Here is a 24,306-nt window from a genome sequence, read left to right as displayed (position 1 = left end):
GATCCTTCCTCATCTTTGGCGTTTGTGTTAACACTACTCTATCCACAAATTCAGCCCGTGAATGCGCTCGCTTATGCCAGAAAACAGCAAAAAGATGACAACGTTAAGACAGATTGCCCGCCCGAAGGTGGTAGTGCTGGCGTATGACGGTCTGTGTACCTTTGAGTTTGGGGTGGCGGTGGAAATCTTCGGCCTGCCGCGCCCCGAGCTGGGCGACGACTGGTATCGTTTTGCCGTCGCAAGCGTTGACAGCGGTGAGCTTCGGGCGACAGGCGGGATCCGTATTATTACCGATGGCGATCTCTCCCTGCTTGAGTCTGCCGATCTGATCGTAGTGCCGGGCTGGCGGGGGCTGGACTCGCCGGTTCCGGACGCGCTCTGCAACGCATTACGTCAGGCCAGCGCGCGAGGGTGTCAACTGCTCTCCATCTGCTCGGGCGTGTTTGTGCTGGCCGCCTCGGGGCTACTGGACGGACGTAAAGCCACGACGCACTGGCGCTACATTGAGACGCTAAAGACCCGCTTCTCTGGCATCGACGTGGTCGAGGATGTGCTCTACCAGGACGAAGGCGATATCTTGACTTCCGCAGGCAGCGCGGCGGGGATCGATCTCTGCCTTCACGTTGTACGAAGAGATTATGGGATGGAAACCGCCAACAGCGTGGCGCGTCGGCTGGTCATTCCTCCTCACCGGGACGGTTCACAGCCGCAGCAGCTGAGCCGCCCGGTGGCGCAGCTGCGGGAGAGTCAACGTCTCGGCCAGCTGTTTGATTTTCTGCACACGCATCTTACCGAGCCGCACAGCGTCGACTCGCTGGCGCGCCGCGTCGGTATGAGTCAGCGCACGTTTCTTCGTCGCTTCGAGTCGGCAACAGGGACGACGCCCGCGCGCTGGTTACTCAACGAGCGTCTGCTGCGGGCGAAAGATTATCTGGAAAGCAGCCGTTTAAGCATCGACAGCATCGCGGAACAGACCGGGTTTGGCCAGGCATCGACGCTGCGTCATCATTTCCGCCAGCAGTTCGCAATTTCTCCGGCCCAGTACCGCAAACAATTTTCTCATTCCGGTACTGCTCGCTGAGGCGTCAGTCTTTTGGTTTCGCATGAATATGGAGAGCATGATGGTCACCACACACGTTTTTATCGCAACCAGTCTCGATGGCTATATCGCCCGGCATAATGACGATATCGAGTGGCTGCTGCAGCGCGATGACCCGACTGAGGATCATGGCTATGCGGCGTTCATCGCGGACAAAGAGTGGATTGTCATGGGCCGGGGGAGCTATGAGAAGGTACGGACTTTTGACACCTGGCCGTATGACCGGCCCGTGCTGGTGCTCTCCCGGCAGCTGGCCAACACGCCCGTGCCCGACGCATTGAGGGGCAAAGTACAGTTTTCCGACCGCACGCCCAGGGAAGTGCTCGACGATCTGGCGATGCAGAACGTGCGTCGCGTCTATCTGGATGGTGGGCAGGTGATACAGTCGTTTCTGCGAGAAGGACTGGTCGCCGATATGGTGATCACGACCGTTCCTGTCCTGCTCGGCTCGGGTAAATCGCTGTTTGGCGCCCTGTCCGGAGATATCGATTTGACGCTGGTATCCAGCCTCAGCTTCCCTTCAGGCCTGGTGCAGTCGCACTATCGACTGATGCCGTAAAACCTCGGTAAACGCTGCGCAAAAAAAACCGCCAAAAATGGCGGTAAATGCTTGCATGGATAGATTTGTATTTTGGTCTCTACGTCCCGACGCTCCATGGCCGGGCTGCGGATCGCTTACAACCTAACACCTGTAGCCTTAACGAACGCTAAACAACCTTATTAACCTGTGTGGGTGTTTATCTGCAAATAACGCATAAGACCCTGCTCAGCGCTCTCTTTTGCGTCGTCATTAATGGCTTCAAGATAAAAGGAGCGAGCGACACCATAAGGTGCTTTTTCAGAGGGATACACCGCGAACTGGAATGTTTTTCCTTTTGCCTGATGAGTGCAGTCTAATTCCCAACGCTGATCGTTCACTTTTTTGCTGGCGCAGGCAACGCCACCATAGTCGCTGGTTAAATAAGAACCCACGCGCGTTTCTGCTGATTGAATATATTCTGGTTCGCCATTGCCTGCATAACGAACCGCTGCAACGGCTCCAACAGCCGCCACCACAAGCGCAAGCGCTATTATCTTTTTCATTTATAAATGACCTGTTCCTTAGCCTAAGAGCACTATTATATAAGATTAATCCGTTATGCATACGTCCGATCGTGAACCAGAAATGGTAGTTTACAAAGTTTCAGTTGTTTTTAGGAAATGTCTTAACCGCCATTTCGAACGCACAATATTTGACATCTTCTTTGCGCTAATTTTAATTTTTGAATAATAACCCTTAAAAATAATCGACATGATTATCCCGAATTGTTTTAAGCGGTGAATCCATGATTAAAAAAGGGTTATCTCTCGTCATGCTTATCTGTGCGCTGTTTTCGGGCGAGCTTATGGCCGGGCACAAAGGACATGAATATCTGTGGGTAAAGAATGTGGCGCATCAGCTTCGGCATGAAGCCGACAGCGATGAATTGCGAAGCGCTGCGGAGGAATCGGCGGAGGGTTTGCGCGAACACCACCTGTGGCAGAAATCGCGCAAACCCAACACGCACGTTCGGTAATTAGCTGCCCTTGCGTTTTGGCAGGGTTTTCATCAGATCGTCCGGGCTGACGGACGCCACGATACTGCCGGGCTGCGGCATTTTGAAGATGTGGTTTTTCATCTTACCAATCACATGCATTTCGCAAGGACGGCAGTCGAACTTGAGGGTCAGGACTTCATCACCGTTTACCAGCTGCATTGGGGTGGCCTTCCAGCTCTTTATGTTGCCTTTCGCCTGCTTAGGACACAGGTTAAACGCAAAGCGCAGGCAGTGCTTGGTGATCATCACCGGCACATCGCCCTTCTCTTCATGCGCTTCATAGGCCGCGTCGATCAGCTGCACGCCGTGGCGATGATAGAATTCACGCGCTTTATGGTTGTAGACGTTGGCGAGGAAGGATAAATGGGTGTCCGGGTATACCGGCGCAGGGACGGCTTCCGCTTTACGGCTACCGCGTGGATACTGTGCCAGGCGCGCGGCATCCAGCATCTCAGCCGTTTCGCGGCGGAACTGGTTAAGCAGGCTGTTCGGCACGAACAGCGCGTCCGGCAGATTGACGTCGATAGCGCGCGCATAGTAAATCGTCTGGCCCAGCTTCGCCACGCCATCCTTCAGGTTGTTAAGCGCTTTTTCCGCGTTGTTTGCCACCTCGAAAAGGCCATCGAGCGTATGCGTCACGCTAATGCCGTCTTCACAGGTCATGGTCAGAATCAGCTGCTCTTCCCAGCCGCCCAGCTCAATATCCACGCCGATACGGCGTTCGCTGGAGGTTTTCAGCAGCGCCTGCTGCCAGTTGTGATCGAGGTTACGGTTAAGCGCCGCGTTCGGTCGCGCCTTGTAGAGATCGGCGGGCATTTCGTTCGGCCAGACACGGTAGCGGTTCTCACCGGTTTTCTCGACCGTATTGGCGCGAAAGCCCACGACTTCACGCTTAATCATCACGTTAAGGCCATCGCCGTTCGCCAGCGGCTCCGTCACTGCGACATCAAGGTGATCCTTCGCCACTTTCAGCACTTCACCCACCGGTAAACCGATAAACTTCGGTGAGTCAAACGCGCCGATATCCCCTTTACGGGCATTCACAAAATAGTCCGTGCTGCCGCGGTGGAACGTTTTGTCCGTCGACGGAATAAAGAAATGCTCGGTGCGACCGGCTGACGCGCGCGCCAGATCGCCGCGATCTTCGATGATGGCGTCAAGCATCTGGCGATAGTGCGCGGTGATGTTCTTCACGTAGCTCATGTCTTTATAGCGCCCTTCAATCTTGAAGGAACGCACGCCCGCGTCAATCAGCGCGCCCAGGTTGGCGGTCTGATCGTTATCCTTCATCGAGAGCAGGTGCTTTTCAAATGCCACGACGCGGCCCTGATCGTCTTTCAGGGTATACGGCAGACGGCAGGCCTGTGAACAATCGCCGCGGTTGGCGCTGCGCCCCGTCTGCGCGTGGGAAATATTGCACTGGCCGGAATAGGCGACGCACAGCGCGCCGTGGATAAAGAATTCAATCGTCGCGTCTGTTGCCTGGTGAATATCGCGGATTTGATTCAGGTTCAGCTCGCGCGCCAGAACGATCTGCGAAAAGCCGACGTCGGAGAGAAACTTCGCCTTCTCGACCGTACGAATATCGCACTGGGTACTGGCATGCAGTTCAATGGGCGGAATATCCAGCTCCAGAACGCCCATATCCTGAACGATCAGGGCATCAACGCCGGCCTGGTAGAGATCGGTAATCAGACGTTGCGCGGGCTCCAGCTCATCATCATGAAGAATGGTGTTCAGGGTCACGAACACTTTCGCCCCGAAACGGTGGGCGAACGGCACCAGTTCAGCAATATCGCTCAGGCTGTTGCTGGCGTTATGGCGGGCACCGAAGCCTGGGCCGCCAATGTAGACGGCGTCTGCGCCATGAAGGATCGCTTCACGGGCAATGGCGGCGTCACGGGCCGGGCTTAAAAGTTCAAGATGATGGGATTGCAGGCGCATACTTCGTCGTTATCCGTTATGGTCAAAATGGCGGCTATTGTAGTCAGAAGTATGCGTCAGCGAAACAGTTTTGCGTAGCCTCAGCGGGGATAATGAATCAGGGAGTGAAAATGCACCGTCCGGTCGCTGCTGTTGCGGTAGGCATGCGGTTTATCGCCGGCGAAACGGACGCCCGAATCGGCTGAAATCGTCTGCCATTTGTCGTCGAGCTTCATCTCCAGCTCGCCGCTGACCACCACCACATGTTCAATCACTCCCGCCTCGTGCGGCGTGGACTCGCTCAGGGCACCGGGTGCCAGGGTAATGGAGAAATAATCAAACCGGAGCGCCTCGTCCCATGGAAAGAGCGGCTTGACGACCATCGCCTGCTGCTGCGGGTCAAATACCGCCTGCTGGTCCGCCTCCGGGGTGATGAAGGCGGAAAACGGCACGTTCAGTCCCGTGGCTATTTTCCACAGCGTCGACACCGTGGGGCTGGATTCATTGCGCTCGATTTGTCCGAGCATGGCCTTTGACACGCCGGTCTCGTCCGCGAGCTTCGACAAACTCCAGCCGCGCGCCTGGCGCAGCGTTTTCAATGTGGTTGCAAGATGTCGTGTGATGTCCATGTTCCCTCCTGGTGAAGTACAGCATACCACTTGTACGCTATAGCGCACAGTGCTACCTTACTCCGGACGCTATAACGCACAACGGAGTTTTCATGCGCCCTTCTTCTCATCTTATTCCAGTCGCACTGGCTGGATTTGTCGCCGTGCTGGTCGGTTACGCCAGTTCGGCCGCCATCATCTGGCAGGCCGCCGCCGCGGCAGGCGCCAGCGCGCAGCAGATTGCGGGCTGGATGACCGCGCTGGGGATTGGGATGGGCGTCAGCACGCTGGCGCTTTCCTGGTGGTACAAAGCGCCCGTAATGACCGCCTGGTCGACGCCCGGCGCGGCGCTGCTCGCCACCAGCCTGCACGGCGTCACGCTGGCGGAAACCATCGGCGTGTTCATCTTTGCTAACGCGCTTATTTTACTCTGCGGCATTACCGGGCTTTTCGCCCGTCTGATGAAGCTGATCCCCCATTCGCTTGCTGCCGCCATGCTGGCCGGAGTATTGCTGCAGTTTGGCCTGCACGCGTTTGCGCATCTGGAAGGGCACTTTCTGCTGTGCGGCAGCATGATTGCGGCGTGGCTGATCGCCAAAGCGCTGTCGCCGCGCTATGCCATCGTGGTCACGCTGCTGGTAGGCGGTATTGTGGCATGGACGAGTGGTGACGTTGTCACGGATAAGCTCACGCTCTCCCTTGTGATGCCCGAATTTATTGCGCCCACGTTCACCTTCACCAGCCTGGTGAGTATTGGCGTGCCCTTCTTCCTGGTAACCATGGCCTCGCAAAACGCGCCGGGTTTCGCCACGATGAAAGCCTCCGGTTACCCGCTGGCGGTGTCACCGCTCATTATCGTCACGGGGGGACTGGCGCTGCTGTTTTCTCCGTTTGGCGTATTTTCAATCTGCATTGCGGCCATTACCGCCGCCATTTGCCAAAGCCCGGATGCACACCCGGATGCGGATAAACGCTGGCTGGCGGCCATCGCAGCGGGAGGGTTTTATCTGCTGGCGGGAATTTTCGGTGGATCCATTACCGGGCTTATGGCCGCGCTGCCGCTCAGCTGGATCCAGACGCTGGCCGGCCTGGCGCTGCTGGGCACCATCAGCGGGAGTTTATATCAGGCGCTGAATCACGAAGCGGAGCGCGACGCGGCTATCGTCACGTTTCTGATGACCGCAAGCGGCGTGACAATCCTGGGCATCGGTTCGGCATTCTGGGGGCTGGTGCAGGGCGGGGTATGTTACGCCCTGTTTTCACGCGCTCGCCGCGCGTAGCTGCGAAGGCGTCATGCCCGTCGCACTGCGAAAGCGGTTGCTGAAGTGGCTGGCGGAGTTAAACCCGCAGGCAAGCGCGATCTCCGTCAGCGGCTTCGTCGTATGCTGGACAAGGGCTTTCGCTTTATCCATTCGCCTCTGCATCACATACTGATGCGGCGCCAGCCCCGTCGACTGGCGGAACATGCGGGCAAAATGGTATTCGCTGAGGGCAGCCTGCGCCGCCAGTTCGGCCAGCGTCAGAGGCTGACCGAGATTCTCTTCGATAAAGGCCAGCACGTTGCGCAGCACGAATGGCGATAGCCCGCCGGTGACGACCGGCAGCTTCCACTGCACGTTTGAGTAGTTTTGCAGCAGATGGGTCAGGAGCAGCGTAGAGGCCGTGCTCAGGGTCAGCTGGTTGGCATGCTGCTGCCAGTCGCAGCCCAGTAAAAACTGGCGATACAGCGCAGTGATCTTCGGATCGCTGCCAAAAATACGCTCGTCCAGGGTGAGCGAAAGCGGCCGCTTGTCCCAGATTTTCTCCCCCACGTCGCGCAGGTGTTCATCGGTGCAGTAGAGATGCACAAACGACAGGTCATCACGGATATCCCACGTTGATTCGCTCTCTTTCGGCATCAGGCAGAAACGGTCCGGCCCCCCGCCGTTCTTCCAGCCGCCCGGCGTTTTTTGATAGCTTTCGTAGCCGTCCGCCACGTACAGGCTGAGGGTATGATGGTTGCTTTTAACGGTTATCGTGTCGTGCTTGTTGTACCACGCCGCCAGCTGAATACCCGAATTCAGCGAGACGGTTTCCCGCAGGACTGCATTCTGTTGGCAAAGCGTTTCAAAGGTATCGTAAGCGTGAGACATAACCGTTAGCGCATGATTGATGGGAATATCAGTCTAAGAAGAGTTGTCCCCCGTTGCCAGACCCCTGGGAAGAAAAAAGCGCAAGATTTTGCAAGTCACCCGCAAGCGGGTGAAAGCCCGTTACGAAGCTCTGCGCCATACTGCGGGCTTCCGCGGTTTGAGAAGAGACAACTATGAACGCATTATTATATGGACTCGTGGTCATTATCTGGGGAACCACCTGGATTGCGATTTTTCTTCAGCAGGGCCCCGTCGCGGCGCCGGTGTCGATTTTCTGGCGCTTCGCCGTCGCCAGCCTCACCATGATGGTGGTGTTACTCGCCCTGCGTCGCCTGCGCGCGCTGGCGCTACGGGATCATCTTTTTTGCCTGCTTCAGGGATGCTGTGTTTTCTGCTTTAACTTCTGGTGTTTTTACACGGCAGCAGCACATATCAACACCGGGCTGGAATCGGTGATCTTCTCCATGGCCGTGCTTTATAACGCCATTAACAGCTTTATTTTCTTCGGGCAGCGCCCGCCCGCGCGTTTCTGGACGGCGGCGGCATTGGGCCTGGTTGGGATCGTCACCCTCTTCTGGGACGATCTGCTGGCCAGCGGCTGGAGCGCGTCTCTCCTGACCGGCATTGGGCTTTCCGCACTCGGTACCTACGGCTTCTCGCTGGGCAATATGATCAGCATGCGCCATCAGCGCAGAGGCCTTGAAACCATGACCACCAACGCCTGGGCGATGCTCTATGGCACGCTGGTGATGGGCTGCATTGCGCTGTTCAGAGGCGATAGCTTTGTGCCGGAATGGACGGTGAGCTATCTCGGCGCGCTGGTGTATCTGGCCCTGTTTGGCTCGGTGATTGCTTTTGGCGCCTACTTCACGCTGGTGGGACGCATTGGTCCGGGCAAAGCGGCCTACAGCACGTTGCTCTTTCCGCTGGTGGCGCTCTCCATCTCCACGGTCTACGAAGGCTACGTCTGGCATATCAACGGTATTGTGGGGTTAGTGCTGATTCTGGGGGGAAATATGGTGATGTTTACCAAACCGGAAACCTGGTTCAGACGCTTACGGATGGCGTAAATAAAAAGGCCTGCATTACGCAGGCCTTTTTATTTTATTTTGCGGTCTTTTTCACATCAAACATGGTGGCATCCGTCGCCATATCATCAACAACCTGCTTCAGCGTCGCAAAGGTCATTGGCGTGCTTTCGTTATTCAGCTCTTTACCTTCGCCTTTACGTACCACCTTCATAACCGGTTTGTTGGTGGCCGCATCGATCAGCTCGCCTTCAAAGAAGAGATGCGTATCCATGGTGCGGTGCCCGGTTGCCATCTGCGTACCGGCAACCACCAGCGCAACAGGCACCACTTCATAGAACTGCAGCCCCTCTTTCTGCGAACTCACCCCGGTAATCGCGCCGCGGAAAATCAGGCTGTGTTTGCCCGGCGTGGTCACAATTGGCTTACGCGTACCAATCGCAGTTTTCATTTTGTTATTGGTATAGTTCAACAGCTCATCAAGCGTTTTTTGACCGATTTGCGTAGTCGGTTTTGGCGTTGGATAGTAGGTAATTGGTGTCCAGAGAATGCTGTCGTAGTTAGCTTCATTATAAGAAGGGTCAACCCAACGCAGCGTTGGTTTTCCCGTCGCCGAAGTCGTTTGCTGCAAGCCTGAGTAATCTTTTAAAAAGCCGGAGTATTGTTCTGGCGCAGCGACTTTTGAAGAACAACCCGCTAACGCCAACAGACCAGTAAGCACTGCAACTTTAAAAAAAGTTTGAGTACGCATGATAGTTTTCCATGTTATCTGCAAGTATGCATTTGAAGTTATAGCAAAAGACGGGCGGGTTTGTTGTGACAAAAAATGATGCGGGGAGCACAAATTGCAAAAAGATTGCCCGGACGCATGCCGGGCAGTGAAAAATTATTGATTTATATCCACTTGCCAGAACAGATGTTTGCCAAACGGGTCGATTTCATAGCCCTTCACCTCCTTGCGCACCGGTTCGAAAATCGTTGAATGCGCAATCATGACCGCGGGCATCTGGTCATGCATCATCTGCTGAGCCTCTTTATACAGCGCCACGCGTTTATCATGATCGGTTATCGATTTCGCTTCGGCGATGATGCTATCAAAAGGCTTGTAGCACCATTTCGCCGAATTTGACCCGCCGTTCGCCGAGGTGCAGGTAAAGAGCGGGCCGAAGAAGTTATCCGGATCGCCGGTGGCTGTCGTCCAGCCCATCAGCGCGGCCTGATGCTCTCCGCCCTTCACGCGTTTAAGATACTCGCCCCATTCGTAGGTGACGATTTTGGTCTGCACGCCTATTTTCGCCCAGTCGGCCTGAATCATCTCCGCCATGCGTTTCGCATTGGGATTGTACGGACGCTGAACCGGCATCGCCCACAGGTCGACGCTCACGCCATTGGCAAACCCGGCCTCTTTCAGCAGCGCTTTGGCTTTTTCAGGATCGTAGTCGTAATCCTTAAGCTCGCTGTCGGCACTCCAGACGCCCGGCGGCAGCAGATTCTTCGCCACGGTGCCGGTACCGTGGAACACCGCATCAATAATGGCCGGTTTGTTGATGGCCATCGCCAGCGCCTGACGGACCTTCACGTTATCCAGCGGCGGCTTCTGGGTGTTGAACGCCAGGAAGCCGGTATTCAGACCCGCCTTACTCATCAGATTAATATCTTTGTTGGCCTTCATGCGCGGCAGATCGGCCGGGTTCGGGAACGGCATCACCTGACATTCGTTCTTCTCAATTTTGGCAAAACGCACGGAGGCATCCGGGGTGATGCTGAACACCAGCCTGTCCAGCTTCGATTTCCCCTGCCAGTAGTCGGCAAAGGCCGTGAACAGGATCCGGGAATCCTTCTGATACTGCGCCAGCTTAAACGGCCCGGTGCCGATGGGCTCCATATCCACCTTCTCCGGCGTGCCCGCTTTCAGCATCGCGTCGGCATACTCCGCTGAAAGGATCGAGGCAAAATACCAGGCCAGATCGGCGACAAACGGCGCTTCCGGGTGCGCCAGGGTAAAGCGCACGGTGTGGTCATCGACTTTATCAATGGCGGTTATCAGGCTGCCGAACTCCAGGCTTTCGAAGTTGGAGTAGCTGCCGTTAGAGACGTTGTGGTAGGGATGATTCACGTCTTTTTGCCGCATAAACGAGAAGATCACGTCGTCGGCGTTAAAGTCGCGGGTCGGGGTGAAGGATTTATTGCTCTGGAACTTAACGCCCTTACGCAGATGGAAGGTGTAAACCTTGCCGTCGTCGCTCACCTCCCAGCGCTCCGCCAGGCTCGGCACCAGCTCCGTGGTGCCGGGCTTGAAATCGACCAGACGGTTATAGACCGGCACGGCGCTGGCGTCGACGCTGGTTCCCGAGGTGTAAAGCTGAGGGTTAAAGTTTTCCGGCGATCCTTCGGAGCAATACACCAGCGTTTTGGCGGCGACGGCGGAACTGACCGTGAGTGCCGCGAGCGCCAATGTGAAAGTTGTGAGTTTGCTTGTCATCATTTATTCCTGTCTTTTTAATTCGACGGCTAATTAATTCTTTTGCCATTTCATAAATAACATTAAAGTGATGTGGCAAACACCTGAAAAATAAATAAGGAATAAATCACTATGGGCTCGCCGCTTTCCAGACAATTAACGCATCGTTTTTTCCGCTATCTCTCTATCACCAGCCAGAGCGATCCTAAAGTCAAAACCTTGCCCTCAACGCCGGGCCAGCATGACATGGCGCGCGAGCTGGCGCAGGAGCTGGCACAGCTGGGGTTAGACGACATTGTGATTGATGAATTCGCCACGGTGACGGCGGTGAAAAAAGGCAAAGTGCCCGGTGCGCCGCGCATCGGCTTTATTACCCATATCGATACCGTCGACGTGGGACTTTCACCGGATATTCATCCACAAATATTAACGTTTACCGGTGAAGATCTCTGTCTGAATAAAGAGAAAGACATCTGGCTGCGGGTTAAAGAGCACCCTGAAATTCTGGCTTATCCGAACGAGGAGATTATTTTCAGCGACGGTACCAGCGTATTGGGTGCCGATAATAAATCCGCCGTCACGGTAGTCATGACGGTGCTGGAAAACCTGACGGCGGAGCATCGGCATGGCGATATCGTCGTGGCGTTTGTGCCTGACGAAGAGATCGGCCTGAACGGTGCCAAGGCGCTGGATCTTAAGCGCTTCGACGTCGACTTTGCCTGGACCATTGACTGCTGCGAGCTGGGTGAGATTGTCTACGAGAACTTTAATGCGGCAGCCGCGGAGATCCGCTTTACCGGCGTGACGGCGCACCCGATGTCCGCCAAAGGCGTGCTGGTGAATCCCCTGCTGATGGCGACTGATTACATCAGCCATTTTGACCGCAAGCAAACGCCCGAGTACACCGAGGGACGTGAAGGCTATATCTGGTTTAACGGCATTCAGGCCGGACAGAACGAGGCCGTTCTTAAGGCCAATATCCGCGACTTTGACAAGGAGAGCTTTGCCGCCCGCAAGCAGCAGATTGCCGACGTTGCCGCACTGATTGCCGCCCAACATCCGACGGCCAGAGTGGACTATCGCATTGAAGATACCTACAGCAATATCAGCAATGCGATTGGCGAAGACCGGCGCGCCATCGATCTGATGTTCGAGGCGATGGAATCGCTCGGCATCACGCCGAAACCGACGCCGATGCGCGGCGGCACCGACGGCGCGGCGCTCTCGGCAAAAGGGCTACTCACGCCTAACTTCTTCACCGGGGCGCATAACTTCCACTCGAAGTTTGAATTCCTGCCGCTCTCCTCGTTCGAGGCGTCTTACAAGACAGCCCTGCAGATCTGCCTGCTGGCCGCCCGTTAAGCGGGCTTGCGTGCCAGCATCGTGGCAAAGCGCAGCCTGATGCGGTTGCCGTGTTCATCGGTGCGGTGCAGTTCGCCAACGTCTTCGTTGTATTTGAGCAACTCCCAGCCTTCGTAGTAGTTGCTCAGCTCACCGCTCCTGAACGCAAACGGGAAGCCGACCGTGCAGGGGTAGTCTGCCGTATCCATGGCGGCAACAATCAGATTGTAACCGCCCGGCGTCGTGCAGCGCTGCATATTGGCGATAAGGACCGGTATGGTTTTTGCCTCCAGGAACATCATCACCACGGTAGAGAGAATAAAATCGTACTGGCCGTCAAAGCTAAGGTTGTTGAGATCCTTAATCGCCGTATGGAGATTAGCAATCCCTTCTTCCGCCTTGATGCGCTCGATATTGTCGATGCTCATCGGGTTCTTGTCCCACGCGGTCACATCGTAGCCGTTAGCCGCAAGGTAGAGGCTGTTACGGCCGTTGCCGCAGCCCAGATCCAGCGTTTTACCGGGCTTCACAATCTCCGCGCTGTACAGCACCTCTGAATGGGTACGGGTTAAGCCATATTTCTCTGTGAAGTAATTCTCATCGACGGTCATTATTTTTTCCTGGGCCTACATAAGCTGAAAGTGCATTCTGGATGCCATTTTAAGGCGTTTACCGTCTGGTTTCCAGCCGCTCGAAAAGCGAAAACTTTGCTACGTTTAGTGAAGACGCTTAGCAGAGACATGAAGATGAACAAATATCGCCTTAGCGACGAGACACGCCTCTGGCAATGGAAAAACGGCGAAACCACCCACGCCACCACGCTGCGGCAGATTATCGCCACGGCGGACTTTAACGACGTGACGGTCGGCACGAGAGGCGGCTGGATTGACGATGAGCGCGCCCTCGCGCAGGACGGCGACTGCTGGATCTACGATGAAAACAGCGTGGTGTTCGCGGGTGCAGTCGTCTCCGGCAACGCGCGTCTTACCCTTCCATGCATCATTAGCCATAACGCGCATATCGGCGACAGCTGCTGGCTGGACGGCGCGGAGGTCAGCCACGGGGCGCGAATAAGTGACAACGTCACCATTCAGCAATCCTGCGTACGGGGCGAGTGTCATATCTACGGCGAAGCGCGCGTGCTGCATCATAGCGTGGTCGTTGCAGCCAAAGGGCTGACGCCGGACCATGAACAGATCCTGCAAATTTACGACAAGGCGACGGTGAGCCAGTCGCGGATTGTGCATCAGGCGCAAATCTACGGCGAGGCGATGGTCAATTTTGCCTTTGTTGAACACCGGGCCGAAGTCTTCGACAACGCGATCCTCGAGGGTAACGATCTGAACAACGTCTGGGTATGCGACTGCGCAAAAGTCTATGGTAACGCCCGCGTGATTGCCGGGTTTGACGACGATGCCATCCCGACGGTGCGCTACAGCTCGCAGATTGCTGAGAATGCCGTGGTCGAAGGCAACTGCGTCATCAAGCATCACGTCCTGATTGGCGGCCAGGCATGGCTACGCGGCGGGCCGATCATGCTGGATGATAAAGTGGTCATTCAGGGGCGCGCGCGCATCAGCGGAGATGTGCTGATCGAACATCGGGTTGAAATCACCGACGATGCGGTCATTGAAGCGTTTGCCGGCGAGAGCATTCACCTGCGCGGCGAAAAAGTGATTAACGGTGACCAGCGCATCACCCGCACGCCGCTGCTGGGCGCGTTATAGGGTATAGATCCGGCCGTAGATATTCACATCGTCAAAGCGGCCGTTCAGGTATTCTGCTTCCCGCAGGCACCCTTCCAGCATAAAACCGTTGCGCACGGCAACGCTGTTGCTGTGCTGATTCGCCACCCGACACTTGATCACAAAACGACGGATCTCACCGCGTTCAGCGTAGTAGCGCATAAACGCCTGCAGTGACTGAGAGAGTATGCCCTGCCCCTGGTGGGCTTCATCCAGCCAGTAGCCGATGTAGCCGGCTTTATTGGTCGGTTCAATGGTGTTGAACGACAGTACGCCAGCCAGCGCATCATCCTTGAAGATCAGAAACATTTTGGCATAGCCGCGCTGGTGCAGCATCTGGTTGCTCTGCACGTTACGGCGGGTATCCTCTTCGCTGCCCACGTGCTGCGCCCAGTCAAAGGCGGTTTGCAGAAAGGCTCTGTTTTTGACGACGAGATTGTGCAGGTCGGCGGTGTAGCGTTCTTCGACGGAACGTAGTTCGATGTGTTGTGAAACGGGGATGATTTCAGATGTCATGGTGCCTCGTCATCGCCCGGTGGCGCTGCGCTTACCGGGCCTACAGTACTGAAACGTAGGCCGGGTAAGGCGAAGCCGCCACCCGGCACAAGCCCACAAGCGTTAACGCATTACCCTGTCATCAACATACTGACGTTTATCAGGCGCCGGTGGGAAATACTGGTACAGCCAGGTTTCACTGATGGCGTCGCCCTGGCAGCGCAGGAACAGGCGCATATCCACCGGTTCCGTCGAATCCGACGTCGGGTACCAGTCAAACAGAATGCGATAGCCGTCAAACGGTTCAACGTAGAGGATTTCAACCTGCTTCGCTTCACCGCTGGAGAGCGTAATCACCGGCTCAATGCCTTTTGGCGCGGCGGCCTTAAGGTCGCCGCCGACGAAATCAATCGCAAAGCGACGGGCCCACACTTTCGGGTAGTTTTCGCCCGGCGCCCAGCCTTCCGGGAAGCCGCCCATGCCGGTGCGGGTGGCGTAGACGTTGGCCAGCGGGGAGCGCACCGGCGGCATCGCGCTCCAGTAGAGGCGATATTTGAAGTCCAGCTCGTCGCCCGCTTTGACGGCTTTTTCCGGCTGCCAGAAGCAAACCACGTTATCCAGCGTTTCACCGGTGGTTGGGATCTCCATCAGGCCAACCGCGCCTTTACCCCAGTCGTTACGCGGTTCCACCCACAGGCTTGGACGCTTGTTGTACCACCCCATTACGTCCTGATAGTGCGAGAAATCGCGATCGAGCTGCAGCAGGCCGAACCCTTTCGGGTTCTTATCCATATAGGCGTTAAACTGCAGCTTCTGCGGGTTGTTCAGCGGACGACAGATCCACTCCCCGTTGCCGCGCCACATCGCCAGGCGGTCGGAGTCATGGATTTGCGGGTGAATAGTGTCACACATGCGGCGTTCGTTATTGCCGCAGCTGAACATGCTGGTCATCGGCGCGATGCCGAGCTGCTTGATGTCCTTCCGTGCGTAGAGGTGGTTCTGCACCTCCATGATTACCTGGCTCTTCTCGCAGTGGATCACGAATTTATAGGCACCCGTGATGCTCGGGCTGTCGAGCAGCGTATAGACGGTAAAGGTCGTGTCGCCGGGCTTGACGGTTTCAAACCAGAAGGAGGTAAAGTCCGGGAACTCTTCCGGCGTGTCGGTGAAGGTGTCAACCGCCAGGCCGCGAGCGGAAAGGCCGTACTGGTAGGTGTCATCCACCGCGCGGAAATAGCTCGCGCCCAGGAAAGAGACGATATCGCGACGCGCCAGCTCCGGCGCCTTAAAGGCGCGGAAGCCCGCAAAGCCGAGATCGCTTTGCCCTTCCAGCTGTTTGGTATCCACCCCCGTTTCACCGTAGCTGAAGAGCTCCGGACGGAAGTGGATCTCGCGCGCCATAGAGGTGGACTGATCCAGAGAGAACATCCGTACGCGACGGCGGAACCCCATTCCCATATGGAAGAACTGCACGTCCAGCTGACGCCCTTCAATGTTGTTCCACAGTGACTGTTTTTCATCGTAGCGGATGGCGTTGTACGCCTGCGGCGTCATGGTCGCCAGCGTCTCCGGCAGCGGACGCGGCGCGCCACCCCACGGGGTTTTCGCCAGGTCATGCGCCATGGATTGCAGTACGGAGAAGTCAAAACGACGGCTCTGGCCGTCAGCAATGTCAGAGTCGGCAGCGTATGCCGCTTTGGAAAACAGGGAAGCAAGGCCGGATGTGCCGCTCAGGGCTGCCACTGCCAGCGAGCCTTTTAGAAAACGTCTGCGATTCATGCCTGGAAAAACGTCCTTATGGTCGTGTGAATGTGTTTCGCGCTCGGCGAAATGACGGCAAGAAAGAACGCACAGCCTAAACAAAAATGGTTAAGAATCCAATTGTTGGCCGGTGATTATCTGAACAAAGTGAGAAATATTTTCTGTCGACCAGAACGGCCCGAAAGTGGTGTAAAGAAAGCCTGGAAAATGTGTAGAAAAATGCCCCGGCGCGACATCGTTCGCCGGGGCCAATGAGGCGGTTATTTTACGCTGACATCGATACCCGGGAAGTACTTATCAGCGAGTTTAGCGATCGTGCCGTCGGCACGTACTTTATCAATCGCGGCATCAAGCTGCTTTTTGGTAACCTCGTCCCCTTTACGCAACCCAAAACCGATCCCACTGCCGAGGATAGTGTCGTCAGATACCGGCTTGCCGATGAAGCCAAACCCTTTCCCCTGCGGCTTGCTGAGGAAACCTGCCTGCCCGGCCGCGGACATGACCAGCGAGGCGTCGATACGGCCATTCAGCAGATCGCCCCAGGCCATATTCTGATCTTTATAAGACACCACGGTGACACCCTGCTTTTCCCAGTGCTCCTTGGCATAGGTTTCCTGAATGGAGCCCTGCAGCACGCCGATGGTTTTCCCCTTCAGCCCTTCAGGCGTCGCCTCTACCGCCGTGCCGGCCTTGCCGACCAGCTGCGACGGAATACGGTAAATCGGCTGGGTAAAATCAATGCTCTTGCGGCGCTGCTCGGTGATATTCATCGCCGAGTTGATGGCGTCGAATTTCTTCGCCACCAGGCCCGGGATCAGCGCATCAAACGAGGTTTCCACCCAGCTGCACTTCAGCGCTGCCGCTTTGCAGATGGCATTCCCCAGCTCAACGTCAAACCCTTCCAGTTCGCCTGCCGCATTGCGGCTTTCAAACGGCGGATATTCGGCTTCCAGACCGTAACGCAGCTCGGACGCCGCGAAGGAGGAAAAGGTACACAGCAATCCCATGCCGACAACTAGCGCGCGTATTTTCATCTCAAACTCCTCAGAGCCTATCTCAGCGTGGTTTAACCCGACACAGGGCTTGGGCACCTGCCCGTAACGTCGCCTCATCTTTCGCAAAAGAGAGACGAATCAATTTATTATCCGTACCGTCCGCATAAAACGCCGACAGCGGAATGGTAGCTACACCGTACTCAACGATCAGCCGTTTCACCAGCTCGCTGTCGCGCTCGTTGCTGAACTGGCTGTAGTCCGCCAGCATGAAGAACGATCCGGCGCTGGGCAGCAGCGTGAACGGCGAATCGGCCAGCAGACTGTGCAGCAGATCGCGCTTGCGCTGGTAAAACGCCGACAGCGACAGCCAGGTTTGCGGATCGACCATATGTTCAGCAAACGCGTGCTGCATTGGCGTATCGGCAGAAAACATTAAAAATTGATGGACTTTACAAATCTCGTCCATCAGCACCGCCGGTGCAACACAGTAACCCACGCGCCACCCGGTGACGTGATAGGTTTTTCCGAAAGAAGATATAATCACGCTACGCTCCGCCAGCTGCGGGTGCGTGGCCATCCCGTGGTGCGGCTCACCGTCAAACACCACGTGTTCATACACTTCGTCAGACAAAATAATGATGTCGGTATTGCGCGTCAGCGCCGCCAGCTGCTGCAGGTCGTTGGCTGAAAAAACCTGGCCGCTCGGGTTGTGCGGCGTATTGATGATGATCATGCGCGTGCGCGGGGAGATGGCAGCCCGAACTTCGTCCCAGTTGACGGCAAAATCCGGCACGGTGAGCTTGATGGCAATCGGCGTTGCCCCCTGCAGACGGACAATCGGCGCGTAGCTGTCAAATGACGGCTCAAAGTAGATCACCTCATCGCCCGGATGCACCAGCCCGCTAATCGCCGAATAGAGCCCTTCGCTGGCGCTGGCGGTCACCAGCACCTCGCTGGCCGGGTCATACCGCGTGCCGTACAGCGTGGCAATTTTATCGGCAATACGCTCTTTGAGCGGCTGCAGACCGGTCATCGACGCATACTGGTTATGTCCTGCCTCCATTGCGCGGGTGACGCCTGCAACAAGCTTCGGATCGCAGGAAAAATTCGGTGCACCCTGAGAAAGGTTAATCGCGTTATGCTGCGCCGAAAGCTGGCCGATAACGGTAAAAATGGTGGTGCCCACATCGGGCAGTTTAGAGCGCGTTTGCACTGGCGTTCGTAAAGTCATCCTCTTTCCCTTCTCATGGACATTGCATAACTATTCAAACAACATCTCTGTTGTCGGGACAATCGAATTGTTGTCATAATAGCCATGAGAAAAATGCATAGCTGAGGGTTTTCCATGTCGCGCCGTTCGCTCCCGCTCAATGCCATTGACGCATTTTTAGTCACCGCGCGTCATCTGAATCTGACCCATGCTGCCGCAGAACTTTGCCTGACGCAGGGGGCCGTGAGCCGCAAGATAGCCTCCCTCGAGGCGTGGTTTGGCTTTCCGCTTTTTGAACGCCACGCGCGCGGCCTGCGCCTCTCTTCGCAGGGCAGCGCACTGCTTCCGGAACTGCAGTCTGCTTTTGAACAATTGCTGACCGTGGCCGATCGGGCCCGCAGCCAGCAGACCGTGATCCGGCTCAAGGCGCCCACCTGCGCCATGCGCTGGCTGGTGCCGCGCCTGCTGGAAGTGGAGCGCGAGCAGCCGGACCTGCAAATCGCCCTGACCACCACCACCGATCACAACGTCAATTTCAAAACCGAATCTTACGACGCGGCCATCGTGTTCGGCACGCACATGAGCGCAGGCGACCTGCTGTTTGAAGAAGCGCTCACCCCGGTAATAAGCCCGGTTCGGGCAGGTGCAGCGCTGGGATCGTTAACGTTTCTTCACCCGACAAGAGATAAGACAGACTGGTCGCTGTGGCTGACGAAACAGGAAGGTCCGGGCTTTGCCATGCACAAAAATCAACACTTCGACACGATGGATCTCGCCATCACGGCCGCCATTCAGGGGCTGGGCGTTGCCATTGCCGACGAAACGCTGGTGGCCGAAGATGTTCGCGCGGGAAGGCTGATGCGGCCTTATGAAACCAGCATAAAAACCGGCGCGAGCTACCGTCTGGTGCTGCGCGAAACGCCAGGGGAGGAAAATGGACTGGCGGCGTTTCGCGCCTGTTTGCTTAATCGAGGCTGACGTGGTGCTTCATCACCCGTTTGAAGAGGCTCATGCGGGCGCGCATAAAGCGGTTTTCAAGCCGGAAACCTGCATGTTTATTCACACCAATGCGTAATAAAACGTCCCGCCCTTTTCGGCATGCAGGCCAGTGCGTCGGCCCCGGCAGGCTGTCGCGACGACCTGCGTCTCGCGCAAAGCTCACCCAGTAATCCGCCACCTGAGCAGCAAACTGTAAATCCCGTTCGTTGACATACTGGCGTGAAGGCTCCACCTGGCCGAGGGTATCAAAGACGTAGGGCACCTCATTGCCGTGCCAGGCGCCGTTGATGTAGGTGGCATGTTCCGCTTCCGCGACATAGTCAAACCAGTAACGCCAGCACAGTCCGCCTGCGCGCTGCTGGGCCTGCATCACGACGTAGCCCATCGTGGTGAACGCCATGTCGCGGCACACCTGCCTGCCCAGCTCTTCATCGCCTTTGACGCCCGGATAGAGCAGCTTAATCAGCCCCAGACCGAAGCGCCGCTCCCGGCGAAGCTTCTGGATTTGCCCGGCCAAATCGATACCAAACACCGCCATCACGCTGGCCTCATCGCTGTTCGACCCAATCATCACCGGTACGGGATGCTGGCGGGCAGCGAAAAAGACGTCCAGCATCGCTTCGGGCAGAACGCAGTCCCCGACGATGGGCGCCGGGGCGACGTTCAGCGGCGCGGTTAACGGCCAGAACGCCTCGGGCGGAATGGCGCGCAGCTGCTCGGCAGTCGCCTTCTCCAGGCCAAAATGGGCGGCCAGCGCCTCCCCTTTTTGCAGGGCCTGTTCACGCGGCGTGTCCGGCAACGTGTACCCGCTTTGCACAATCGCCTTATGGAATAATCCTGCTGCCAGCGGAGAGGCCAGCAGAGAGAGCACGCTGCGCGCGCCGGCGGATTCGCCAAACAGGGTCACATTAGCGGGATCGCCACCAAATGCGGCGATATTGTCTCTTACCCATTCGAGGGCCGCGATCTGATCCAGCAGGGCAAAATTATGCACCACGCGACCTTCCTCGCCTTCCAGCGCGGGATGGGCGAAAAAGCCGAGATGGCCGAGACGGTAGTTAATCGTGACCACAACCACCCCGCGCGTGGCCAGCGCTTTGCCGTTATAAGGCGGCAGGCCGCCGGCACCAATCGTAAACCCACCCCCGTGCAGCCATAACATGACCGGAAGCGCCCCGGCGCGCTCTTTGGGGGACCAGACGTTCAGATAAAGACAGTCTTCCGAGAACTGTCCGGGATCGCCCCCGCCCAACTCCTGACAATATTCGCTGCTTTGCCAGCTTGAGGCCGAAAAGGCGGTGGCCTCACGAACGTCATCCCACGGTTCAGGGGGGCGCGGGGAACGCCAGCGCCACTCGCCCACGGGCGGTGCGGCGTAAGGAATACCGCACCAGACGTGGACATTTTCATCGGTTAAACCAGACAGTGCGCCCTGGCGCGTTTCAACCACAGGGGCGGAAGGATTTTGCATAACGACCTTATTTTTTCCATCACACCCCAGCAGAGTAACGATTTCAGAGCAAACCGCAACGCTGTTTGCTGCGGGTTTCAGCCTCCTGATAGAGCGCAAACTCGTCATACACCGGGCAGCCGAGCGCGTCTTCAAACGCATCGCGGCTGGCGTTACCGTGGCTGCGGGCCTGGGTTTCGTTCCCGAGATTGGACTGGAAAATCCCGGCGGCGCTGACCGGGAGGAAATCTTCGTAGGTGATCGGCTGGGCGACCACCCATCCGCGCTCTATGAGCGGTTGCGGATCGTCACCCGGACGGAACGCATGGCGATGCGCTTCACCCGCAGGCGTCAGACGGTAGCGGAAATACGCCAGCTCCTGGCGGCGCATTAACAGCTCACTGTCCGGGAAGGCGCTAAAGATTTCCCGCAGATGCAGCTGATGCGTCAGGTTATCTTTGCCGGTACCGGCCTGGGAAAGCAGGCTATCGTACAGTTCACGGCCTTTCGGGGTCAGCGCCACGCCGCGCTGTTCAATCTCACCGAAGCGCGCGGTGTGGGTGCCTTTATGTTCACCGGCAAACAGCACCGGCTCTTCCAGGGCTTTAAAGCTCGTTTGACGCAATAAGACGGGCACCTCGCGACGCGGCGGCCCTTCAATCAGAATTTTCGGCTCGATACCGTACTTCGGCATCAGCTCCTGCACCCGGTCAATATCCAGCGTGCGCGGCGTGAGGTGGTTAATGTGGCAGCCCGGGAAGCAGACCACGTCTGCAATCAGGCGGTGCTCGTTATGCAGCGCCTGATAGGTTTCCTGATCGACCGTCGCGTGACGGTGCCAGCGGAAGGTTTCCAGCGCTTCCTGCACAAACTCGTGCGCCTGTTCGTCAGTGAACTGCCCTTCCGATTCATACAGATCGAGCAGCGCCAGACAGCGCGGGGTGAAGATGTTCCGGTGAGAGAGGATTTCCGCCGCCCGTTCGCGCAGCGCGACGTTGTCAATCAGCTCAAGGCGCAGCAGCGACGTAAAGATACGGAACGGATTACGGCACAGCGCCGCATCATCGATCGGGCGAAACGCCGTTGAGTGAACCGGCACCCCCGCCTGGGAGAGATCGTAATAGCTGACCGGGTACATCCCCATAATGGCAAACATACGGCGCAGGGTTGAAAGTTCTTGTGCTGTGCCAACGCGGATCGCTCCGTGACGCTCAACGTTCAGGCGGGCAAGCTCATCGGCGTTTGCCAGTTGTTCATGTAATAGTGGGTTATTTTCCAGTACCGCCAGGTTTACGTCCGCAACCAGTTCAAGCAAGGTGCCGTACTGCGGAACTTCCTGCTGGTACATCGCCGACATAGCCTGCGAAAAGTGTTCCCGTATGTCATCAGCCGTGATGGTGTTCGCCATGATGTCATGCCTCCAGTGAATATTACCTGGAGTGTAGAGAAACCCGTTCCTTCCGGGGGGAAGAATTTCTGATTTGTGATCTTAAGACGACAGTGGTTAAACCGTGTGCTACTGGCCCCTGAACAGCTCCGAACGGAACCGCCCTTTCTACCTGAACGCTTTTATCCAGGATTTTCCTTATAATTATTTAGGGTTCCGCTTTCTAGCTATAAAGGAGTATTTTTTGCTTTTCTACTGACTGCAAATTAACCAATTTGAGCACGCCGTAATTATTTCCTCACCTTTCAAATTTATAGTTCGAAGTTAGGATTAATCCGAATGGTTGTTTACAAGTCCTTCCTGCTTATCCATATTTCCATTTTAAGCGAAGCGCAAATTTACAAATATTTAAAAATAACGCAACCGCAAATAGCAAAACGCATTTGACGGATGACGCACAGCGACTAGAGTTATTACTCGAACGACGAGTGATACGGAATATTTTCGTATCGTACTGACATAACCAATATATGACTATGAGGTTTAATATGGCAGAGCATCGTGGTGGTTCCGGTAATTTCGCTGAAGACCGTGAAAAAGCATCAGAAGCTGGACGTAAAGGTGGCCAGCACAGCGGTGGTAATTTTAAAAACGATCCGCAACGCGCATCTGAAGCGGGTAAGAAAGGGGGACAGAACAGTCACGGCGGAGGCCGTAAGTCTGATAACTCCTGATCTTATTTAGTACTCTTTTAATAAAACCAGAGAGCATGCTGCGGGCTGAAAAGCTCGCAGTACCCTTTCGTTATTTTACCGGAGCGTAATTATTATGAATATGAAAAGCGTCGAGGATGTTTTTATTCATTTACTATCGGATACCTACAGCGCAGAAAAGCAGCTTACCCGCGCGCTGAGCAAGCTCGCCCGCGCCGCGTCCAGCGAGAAGCTCAGCGCCGCCTTCACCGCACACCTTGAAGAGACGCAGGGTCAGATCGAACGTATCGACCAGATTGTCGAGCAGGAAGACGGTATTAAGATCAAACGCATGAAGTGCGTGGCGATGGAAGGCTTAATTGAAGAAGCCAACGAAGTTATTGAGAGCACGGAAAAAAATGAAGTGCGTGATGCCGCGCTTATTGCCGCTGCACAAAAAGTTGAGCACTACGAAATAGCCAGTTACGGTACCCTTGCCACATTAGCAGAACAGCTGGGCTATAAAAAAGCCGTTAAACTTCTGGCCGAAACGCTGGAAGAAGAAAAAGAGACCGACCTTAAACTCACCGACCTGGCCGTTGGAAATATTAACCAAAAAGCGCAGAAATGACGCGATAATACAGGTTAAATAAAATGAGCATCAGTCCCAGGACAATTAAACGGTGCCATTTAACGGCAGCCATAATATGGTTCATTCTCGCTATTCCTTCCGTAATATGGTGGAAGAACAGCGTACTATGGGTCATTATCATCAGCATTTACGCCAATATTGTCGGCCATTTATCTGGCTACAGTGCCGCACGAGCCGATCAGGCTGCTGAAAGTGAGACCAAATAAGCGAACCCCTAATGAGGATACAATGATGAATCACGTAGAACACTACCATGACTGGCTACGCGATGCCCATGCGATGGAAAAGCAAGCCGAATCAATGCTGGAATCCATGGCCAGCCGTATCGATAATTATCCTGATGTTCGCGCCAGAATAGAACAACATATTAATGAGACAAAACGGCAAATTACATTGCTGGAGGAAATCCTCGATCGTAATGATATTTCTCGTTCGGTCTTAAAAGACTCAATGAGCAAAATGGCGGCGCTGGGACAATCCATCGGCGGCATGTTCCCTTCTGATGAGATCGTTAAAGGCTCCATCAGCGGCTATGTCTTCGAACAGTTTGAAATAGCCTGCTATACCTCCCTGCTGGCAGCGGCTAAAAAAGCCGGGGACACCGCTTCGATACCCGCTATTGAGACGATCCTCGCAGAAGAACGTGAAATGGCCGACTGGCTGATTCGCCATATCCCGCAAACGACGGAACAGTTCCTGCTGCGTTCAGACGCATCGGGTGTCGAAGCGAAAAAATAATCCACAGGAGAGT

At 55.9% G+C, this 24,306-nt stretch carries 25 protein-coding genes; 12 read left to right on the top strand and 13 right to left on the bottom strand.

The annotated features are described in order from the left end of the window. Positions 1 to 73 precede the first annotated feature (73 nt). Together ftrA and V1587_RS13450 are read left to right on the top strand one after the other, a co-directional pair. Positions 74 to 1,081 carry a transcriptional regulator FtrA gene (gene ftrA / locus V1587_RS13455; RefSeq protein ID WP_371898071.1) on the top strand — a complete coding sequence of 336 codons (1,008 nt, stop codon included), beginning with the start codon at positions 74 to 76 and terminating at the stop codon, positions 1,079 to 1,081. A gap of 40 nt (positions 1,082 to 1,121) precedes the next feature. Beyond that, on the top strand, positions 1,122 to 1,658 hold the full coding sequence (locus V1587_RS13450) for a dihydrofolate reductase family protein (RefSeq protein ID WP_395314590.1): 537 nt from the start codon (positions 1,122 to 1,124) through the stop codon (positions 1,656 to 1,658). 161 nt (positions 1,659 to 1,819) lie between these two features. Here V1587_RS13450 and V1587_RS13445 read toward each other — a convergent pair whose 3' ends face one another. After that, positions 1,820 to 2,182: a hypothetical protein gene (locus V1587_RS13445; protein WP_371898070.1), complete on the bottom strand. Its 363-nt coding sequence runs from the start codon at positions 2,180 to 2,182 to the stop codon at positions 1,820 to 1,822. A gap of 242 nt (positions 2,183 to 2,424) precedes the next feature. Here V1587_RS13445 and V1587_RS13440 point away from each other — a divergent pair, with 242 nt between their 5' ends. Further along, complete coding sequence (locus V1587_RS13440; RefSeq protein ID WP_371898069.1) at positions 2,425 to 2,655, top strand: DUF2554 family protein; 231 nt, start codon at positions 2,425 to 2,427, stop codon at positions 2,653 to 2,655. Here V1587_RS13440 and V1587_RS13435 read toward each other — a convergent pair whose 3' ends face one another. Together V1587_RS13435 and V1587_RS13430 are read right to left on the bottom strand one after the other, a co-directional pair. Further along, positions 2,656 to 4,620 (bottom strand): U32 family peptidase, encoded by a 1,965-nt coding sequence (locus tag V1587_RS13435; RefSeq protein ID WP_371898068.1) that lies wholly within the window; start codon positions 4,618 to 4,620, stop codon positions 2,656 to 2,658. An 80-nt stretch (positions 4,621 to 4,700) separates the two neighbouring features. After that, positions 4,701 to 5,228: a helix-turn-helix domain-containing protein gene (locus V1587_RS13430; protein ID WP_371898067.1), complete on the bottom strand. Its 528-nt coding sequence runs from the start codon at positions 5,226 to 5,228 to the stop codon at positions 4,701 to 4,703. A gap of 71 nt (positions 5,229 to 5,299) precedes the next feature. On the opposite strand from V1587_RS13430, the gene V1587_RS13425 reads away from it, so the two are divergent. Beyond that, positions 5,300 to 6,487, top strand: coding sequence for a benzoate/H(+) symporter BenE family transporter (locus V1587_RS13425; protein WP_371898327.1), 1,188 nt, complete (start codon positions 5,300 to 5,302; stop codon positions 6,485 to 6,487). Here the strand turns inward: V1587_RS13425 and V1587_RS13420 are convergent. Then, positions 6,467 to 7,339, bottom strand: coding sequence for a helix-turn-helix transcriptional regulator (locus V1587_RS13420; RefSeq protein ID WP_371898066.1), 873 nt, complete (start codon positions 7,337 to 7,339; stop codon positions 6,467 to 6,469). The genes V1587_RS13425 and V1587_RS13420 overlap by 21 nt on opposite strands. 173 nt (positions 7,340 to 7,512) lie before the next feature. On the opposite strand from V1587_RS13420, the gene V1587_RS13415 reads away from it, so the two are divergent. Further along, positions 7,513 to 8,409, top strand: a complete 897-nt coding sequence (locus tag V1587_RS13415; RefSeq protein WP_371898065.1) for a DMT family transporter — start codon at positions 7,513 to 7,515, stop codon at positions 8,407 to 8,409. Between the two features lie 34 nt (positions 8,410 to 8,443). Here the strand turns inward: V1587_RS13415 and V1587_RS13410 are convergent, their stop codons facing one another. Together V1587_RS13410 and V1587_RS13405 are read right to left on the bottom strand one after the other, a co-directional pair. Then, positions 8,444 to 9,118 carry a DUF3313 domain-containing protein gene (locus V1587_RS13410; protein ID WP_371898064.1) on the bottom strand — a complete coding sequence of 225 codons (675 nt, stop codon included), beginning with the start codon at positions 9,116 to 9,118 and terminating at the stop codon, positions 8,444 to 8,446. A gap of 135 nt (positions 9,119 to 9,253) precedes the next feature. Next, on the bottom strand, positions 9,254 to 10,849 hold the full coding sequence (locus V1587_RS13405) for an ABC transporter substrate-binding protein (protein WP_371898326.1): 1,596 nt from the start codon (positions 10,847 to 10,849) through the stop codon (positions 9,254 to 9,256). 111 nt (positions 10,850 to 10,960) lie between these two features. On the opposite strand from V1587_RS13405, the gene pepT reads away from it, so the two are divergent. Then, the gene (gene pepT / locus V1587_RS13400) at positions 10,961 to 12,190 is read left to right on the top strand and encodes a peptidase T (protein WP_395314372.1); all 1,230 of its coding nucleotides are present in this window, start codon (positions 10,961 to 10,963) and stop codon (positions 12,188 to 12,190) included. Here pepT and tehB read toward each other — a convergent pair. After that, a complete protein-coding gene (tehB, locus tag V1587_RS13395; RefSeq protein ID WP_371898062.1) occupies positions 12,187 to 12,780 on the bottom strand; it encodes a tellurite resistance methyltransferase TehB in 594 nt (197 codons plus the stop codon). The two genes, pepT and tehB, sit on opposite strands and share 4 nt — an antisense overlap. Positions 12,781 to 12,915: 135 nt before the next feature. Here tehB and ydcK point away from each other — a divergent pair, with 135 nt between their 5' ends. After that, positions 12,916 to 13,896 carry a YdcK family protein gene (ydcK, locus tag V1587_RS13390; protein ID WP_395314371.1) on the top strand — a complete coding sequence of 327 codons (981 nt, stop codon included), beginning with the start codon at positions 12,916 to 12,918 and terminating at the stop codon, positions 13,894 to 13,896. On the opposite strand, the gene rimL is transcribed toward ydcK, so the two are convergent. From rimL to V1587_RS13370, 4 genes are all read right to left on the bottom strand, one after another. Next, the gene (rimL, locus tag V1587_RS13385; RefSeq protein WP_371898060.1) at positions 13,891 to 14,430 is read right to left on the bottom strand and encodes a 50S ribosomal protein L7/L12-serine acetyltransferase; all 540 of its coding nucleotides are present in this window, start codon (positions 14,428 to 14,430) and stop codon (positions 13,891 to 13,893) included. The genes ydcK and rimL overlap by 6 nt on opposite strands. A gap of 102 nt (positions 14,431 to 14,532) precedes the next feature. After that, a complete protein-coding gene (locus tag V1587_RS13380; RefSeq protein ID WP_371898059.1) occupies positions 14,533 to 16,188 on the bottom strand; it encodes a glucan biosynthesis protein D in 1,656 nt (551 codons plus the stop codon). A gap of 242 nt (positions 16,189 to 16,430) precedes the next feature. After that, entirely contained in the window at positions 16,431 to 17,204 is a 774-nt protein-coding gene (locus tag V1587_RS13375; protein ID WP_371898058.1) for a transporter substrate-binding domain-containing protein, read from the bottom strand. Between the two features lie 22 nt (positions 17,205 to 17,226). Beyond that, positions 17,227 to 18,396 carry a pyridoxal phosphate-dependent aminotransferase gene (locus V1587_RS13370; protein ID WP_371898057.1) on the bottom strand — a complete coding sequence of 390 codons (1,170 nt, stop codon included), beginning with the start codon at positions 18,394 to 18,396 and terminating at the stop codon, positions 17,227 to 17,229. Between the two features lie 114 nt (positions 18,397 to 18,510). Here V1587_RS13370 and V1587_RS13365 point away from each other — a divergent pair, with 114 nt between their 5' ends. After that, a complete protein-coding gene (locus tag V1587_RS13365) occupies positions 18,511 to 19,353 on the top strand; it encodes a LysR family transcriptional regulator (protein ID WP_371898056.1) in 843 nt (280 codons plus the stop codon). Here V1587_RS13365 and V1587_RS13360 read toward each other — a convergent pair. After that, positions 19,340 to 20,845 carry a carboxylesterase/lipase family protein gene (locus V1587_RS13360; protein WP_395314370.1) on the bottom strand — a complete coding sequence of 502 codons (1,506 nt, stop codon included), beginning with the start codon at positions 20,843 to 20,845 and terminating at the stop codon, positions 19,340 to 19,342. The two genes, V1587_RS13365 and V1587_RS13360, sit on opposite strands and share 14 nt — an antisense overlap. Positions 20,846 to 20,888: 43 nt before the next feature. After that, the gene (locus tag V1587_RS13355) at positions 20,889 to 22,232 is read right to left on the bottom strand and encodes a VOC family protein (protein ID WP_371898054.1); all 1,344 of its coding nucleotides are present in this window, start codon (positions 22,230 to 22,232) and stop codon (positions 20,889 to 20,891) included. 527 nt (positions 22,233 to 22,759) lie between these two features. Here V1587_RS13355 and V1587_RS13350 point away from each other — a divergent pair. The 4 genes from V1587_RS13350 to V1587_RS13335 all read left to right on the top strand — a co-directional run bounded on the left by V1587_RS13350 (position 22,760) and on the right by V1587_RS13335 (position 24,293). Beyond that, the gene (locus tag V1587_RS13350; protein WP_004150795.1) at positions 22,760 to 22,945 is read left to right on the top strand and encodes a general stress protein; all 186 of its coding nucleotides are present in this window, start codon (positions 22,760 to 22,762) and stop codon (positions 22,943 to 22,945) included. Between the two features lie 94 nt (positions 22,946 to 23,039). Further along, complete coding sequence (locus V1587_RS13345; protein ID WP_023311678.1) at positions 23,040 to 23,534, top strand: ferritin-like domain-containing protein; 495 nt, start codon at positions 23,040 to 23,042, stop codon at positions 23,532 to 23,534. Positions 23,535 to 23,557: 23 nt separating this feature from the next. Further along, entirely contained in the window at positions 23,558 to 23,761 is a 204-nt protein-coding gene (locus tag V1587_RS13340; protein ID WP_013096662.1) for a hypothetical protein, read from the top strand. A 25-nt stretch (positions 23,762 to 23,786) separates the two neighbouring features. Beyond that, complete coding sequence (locus V1587_RS13335; protein ID WP_014883791.1) at positions 23,787 to 24,293, top strand: ferritin-like domain-containing protein; 507 nt, start codon at positions 23,787 to 23,789, stop codon at positions 24,291 to 24,293. Positions 24,294 to 24,306 lie beyond the last annotated feature (13 nt).

It is taken from the genome of Enterobacter sp. ECC-249, from assembly GCF_043965265.1.
In the GTDB taxonomy this organism is placed as follows: domain Bacteria; phylum Pseudomonadota; class Gammaproteobacteria; order Enterobacterales; family Enterobacteriaceae; genus Enterobacter; species Enterobacter quasiroggenkampii.
The sequence above is the reverse complement of the archived record's forward strand: the minus strand, read 5'-3'. Positions and strand labels throughout refer to the sequence as shown.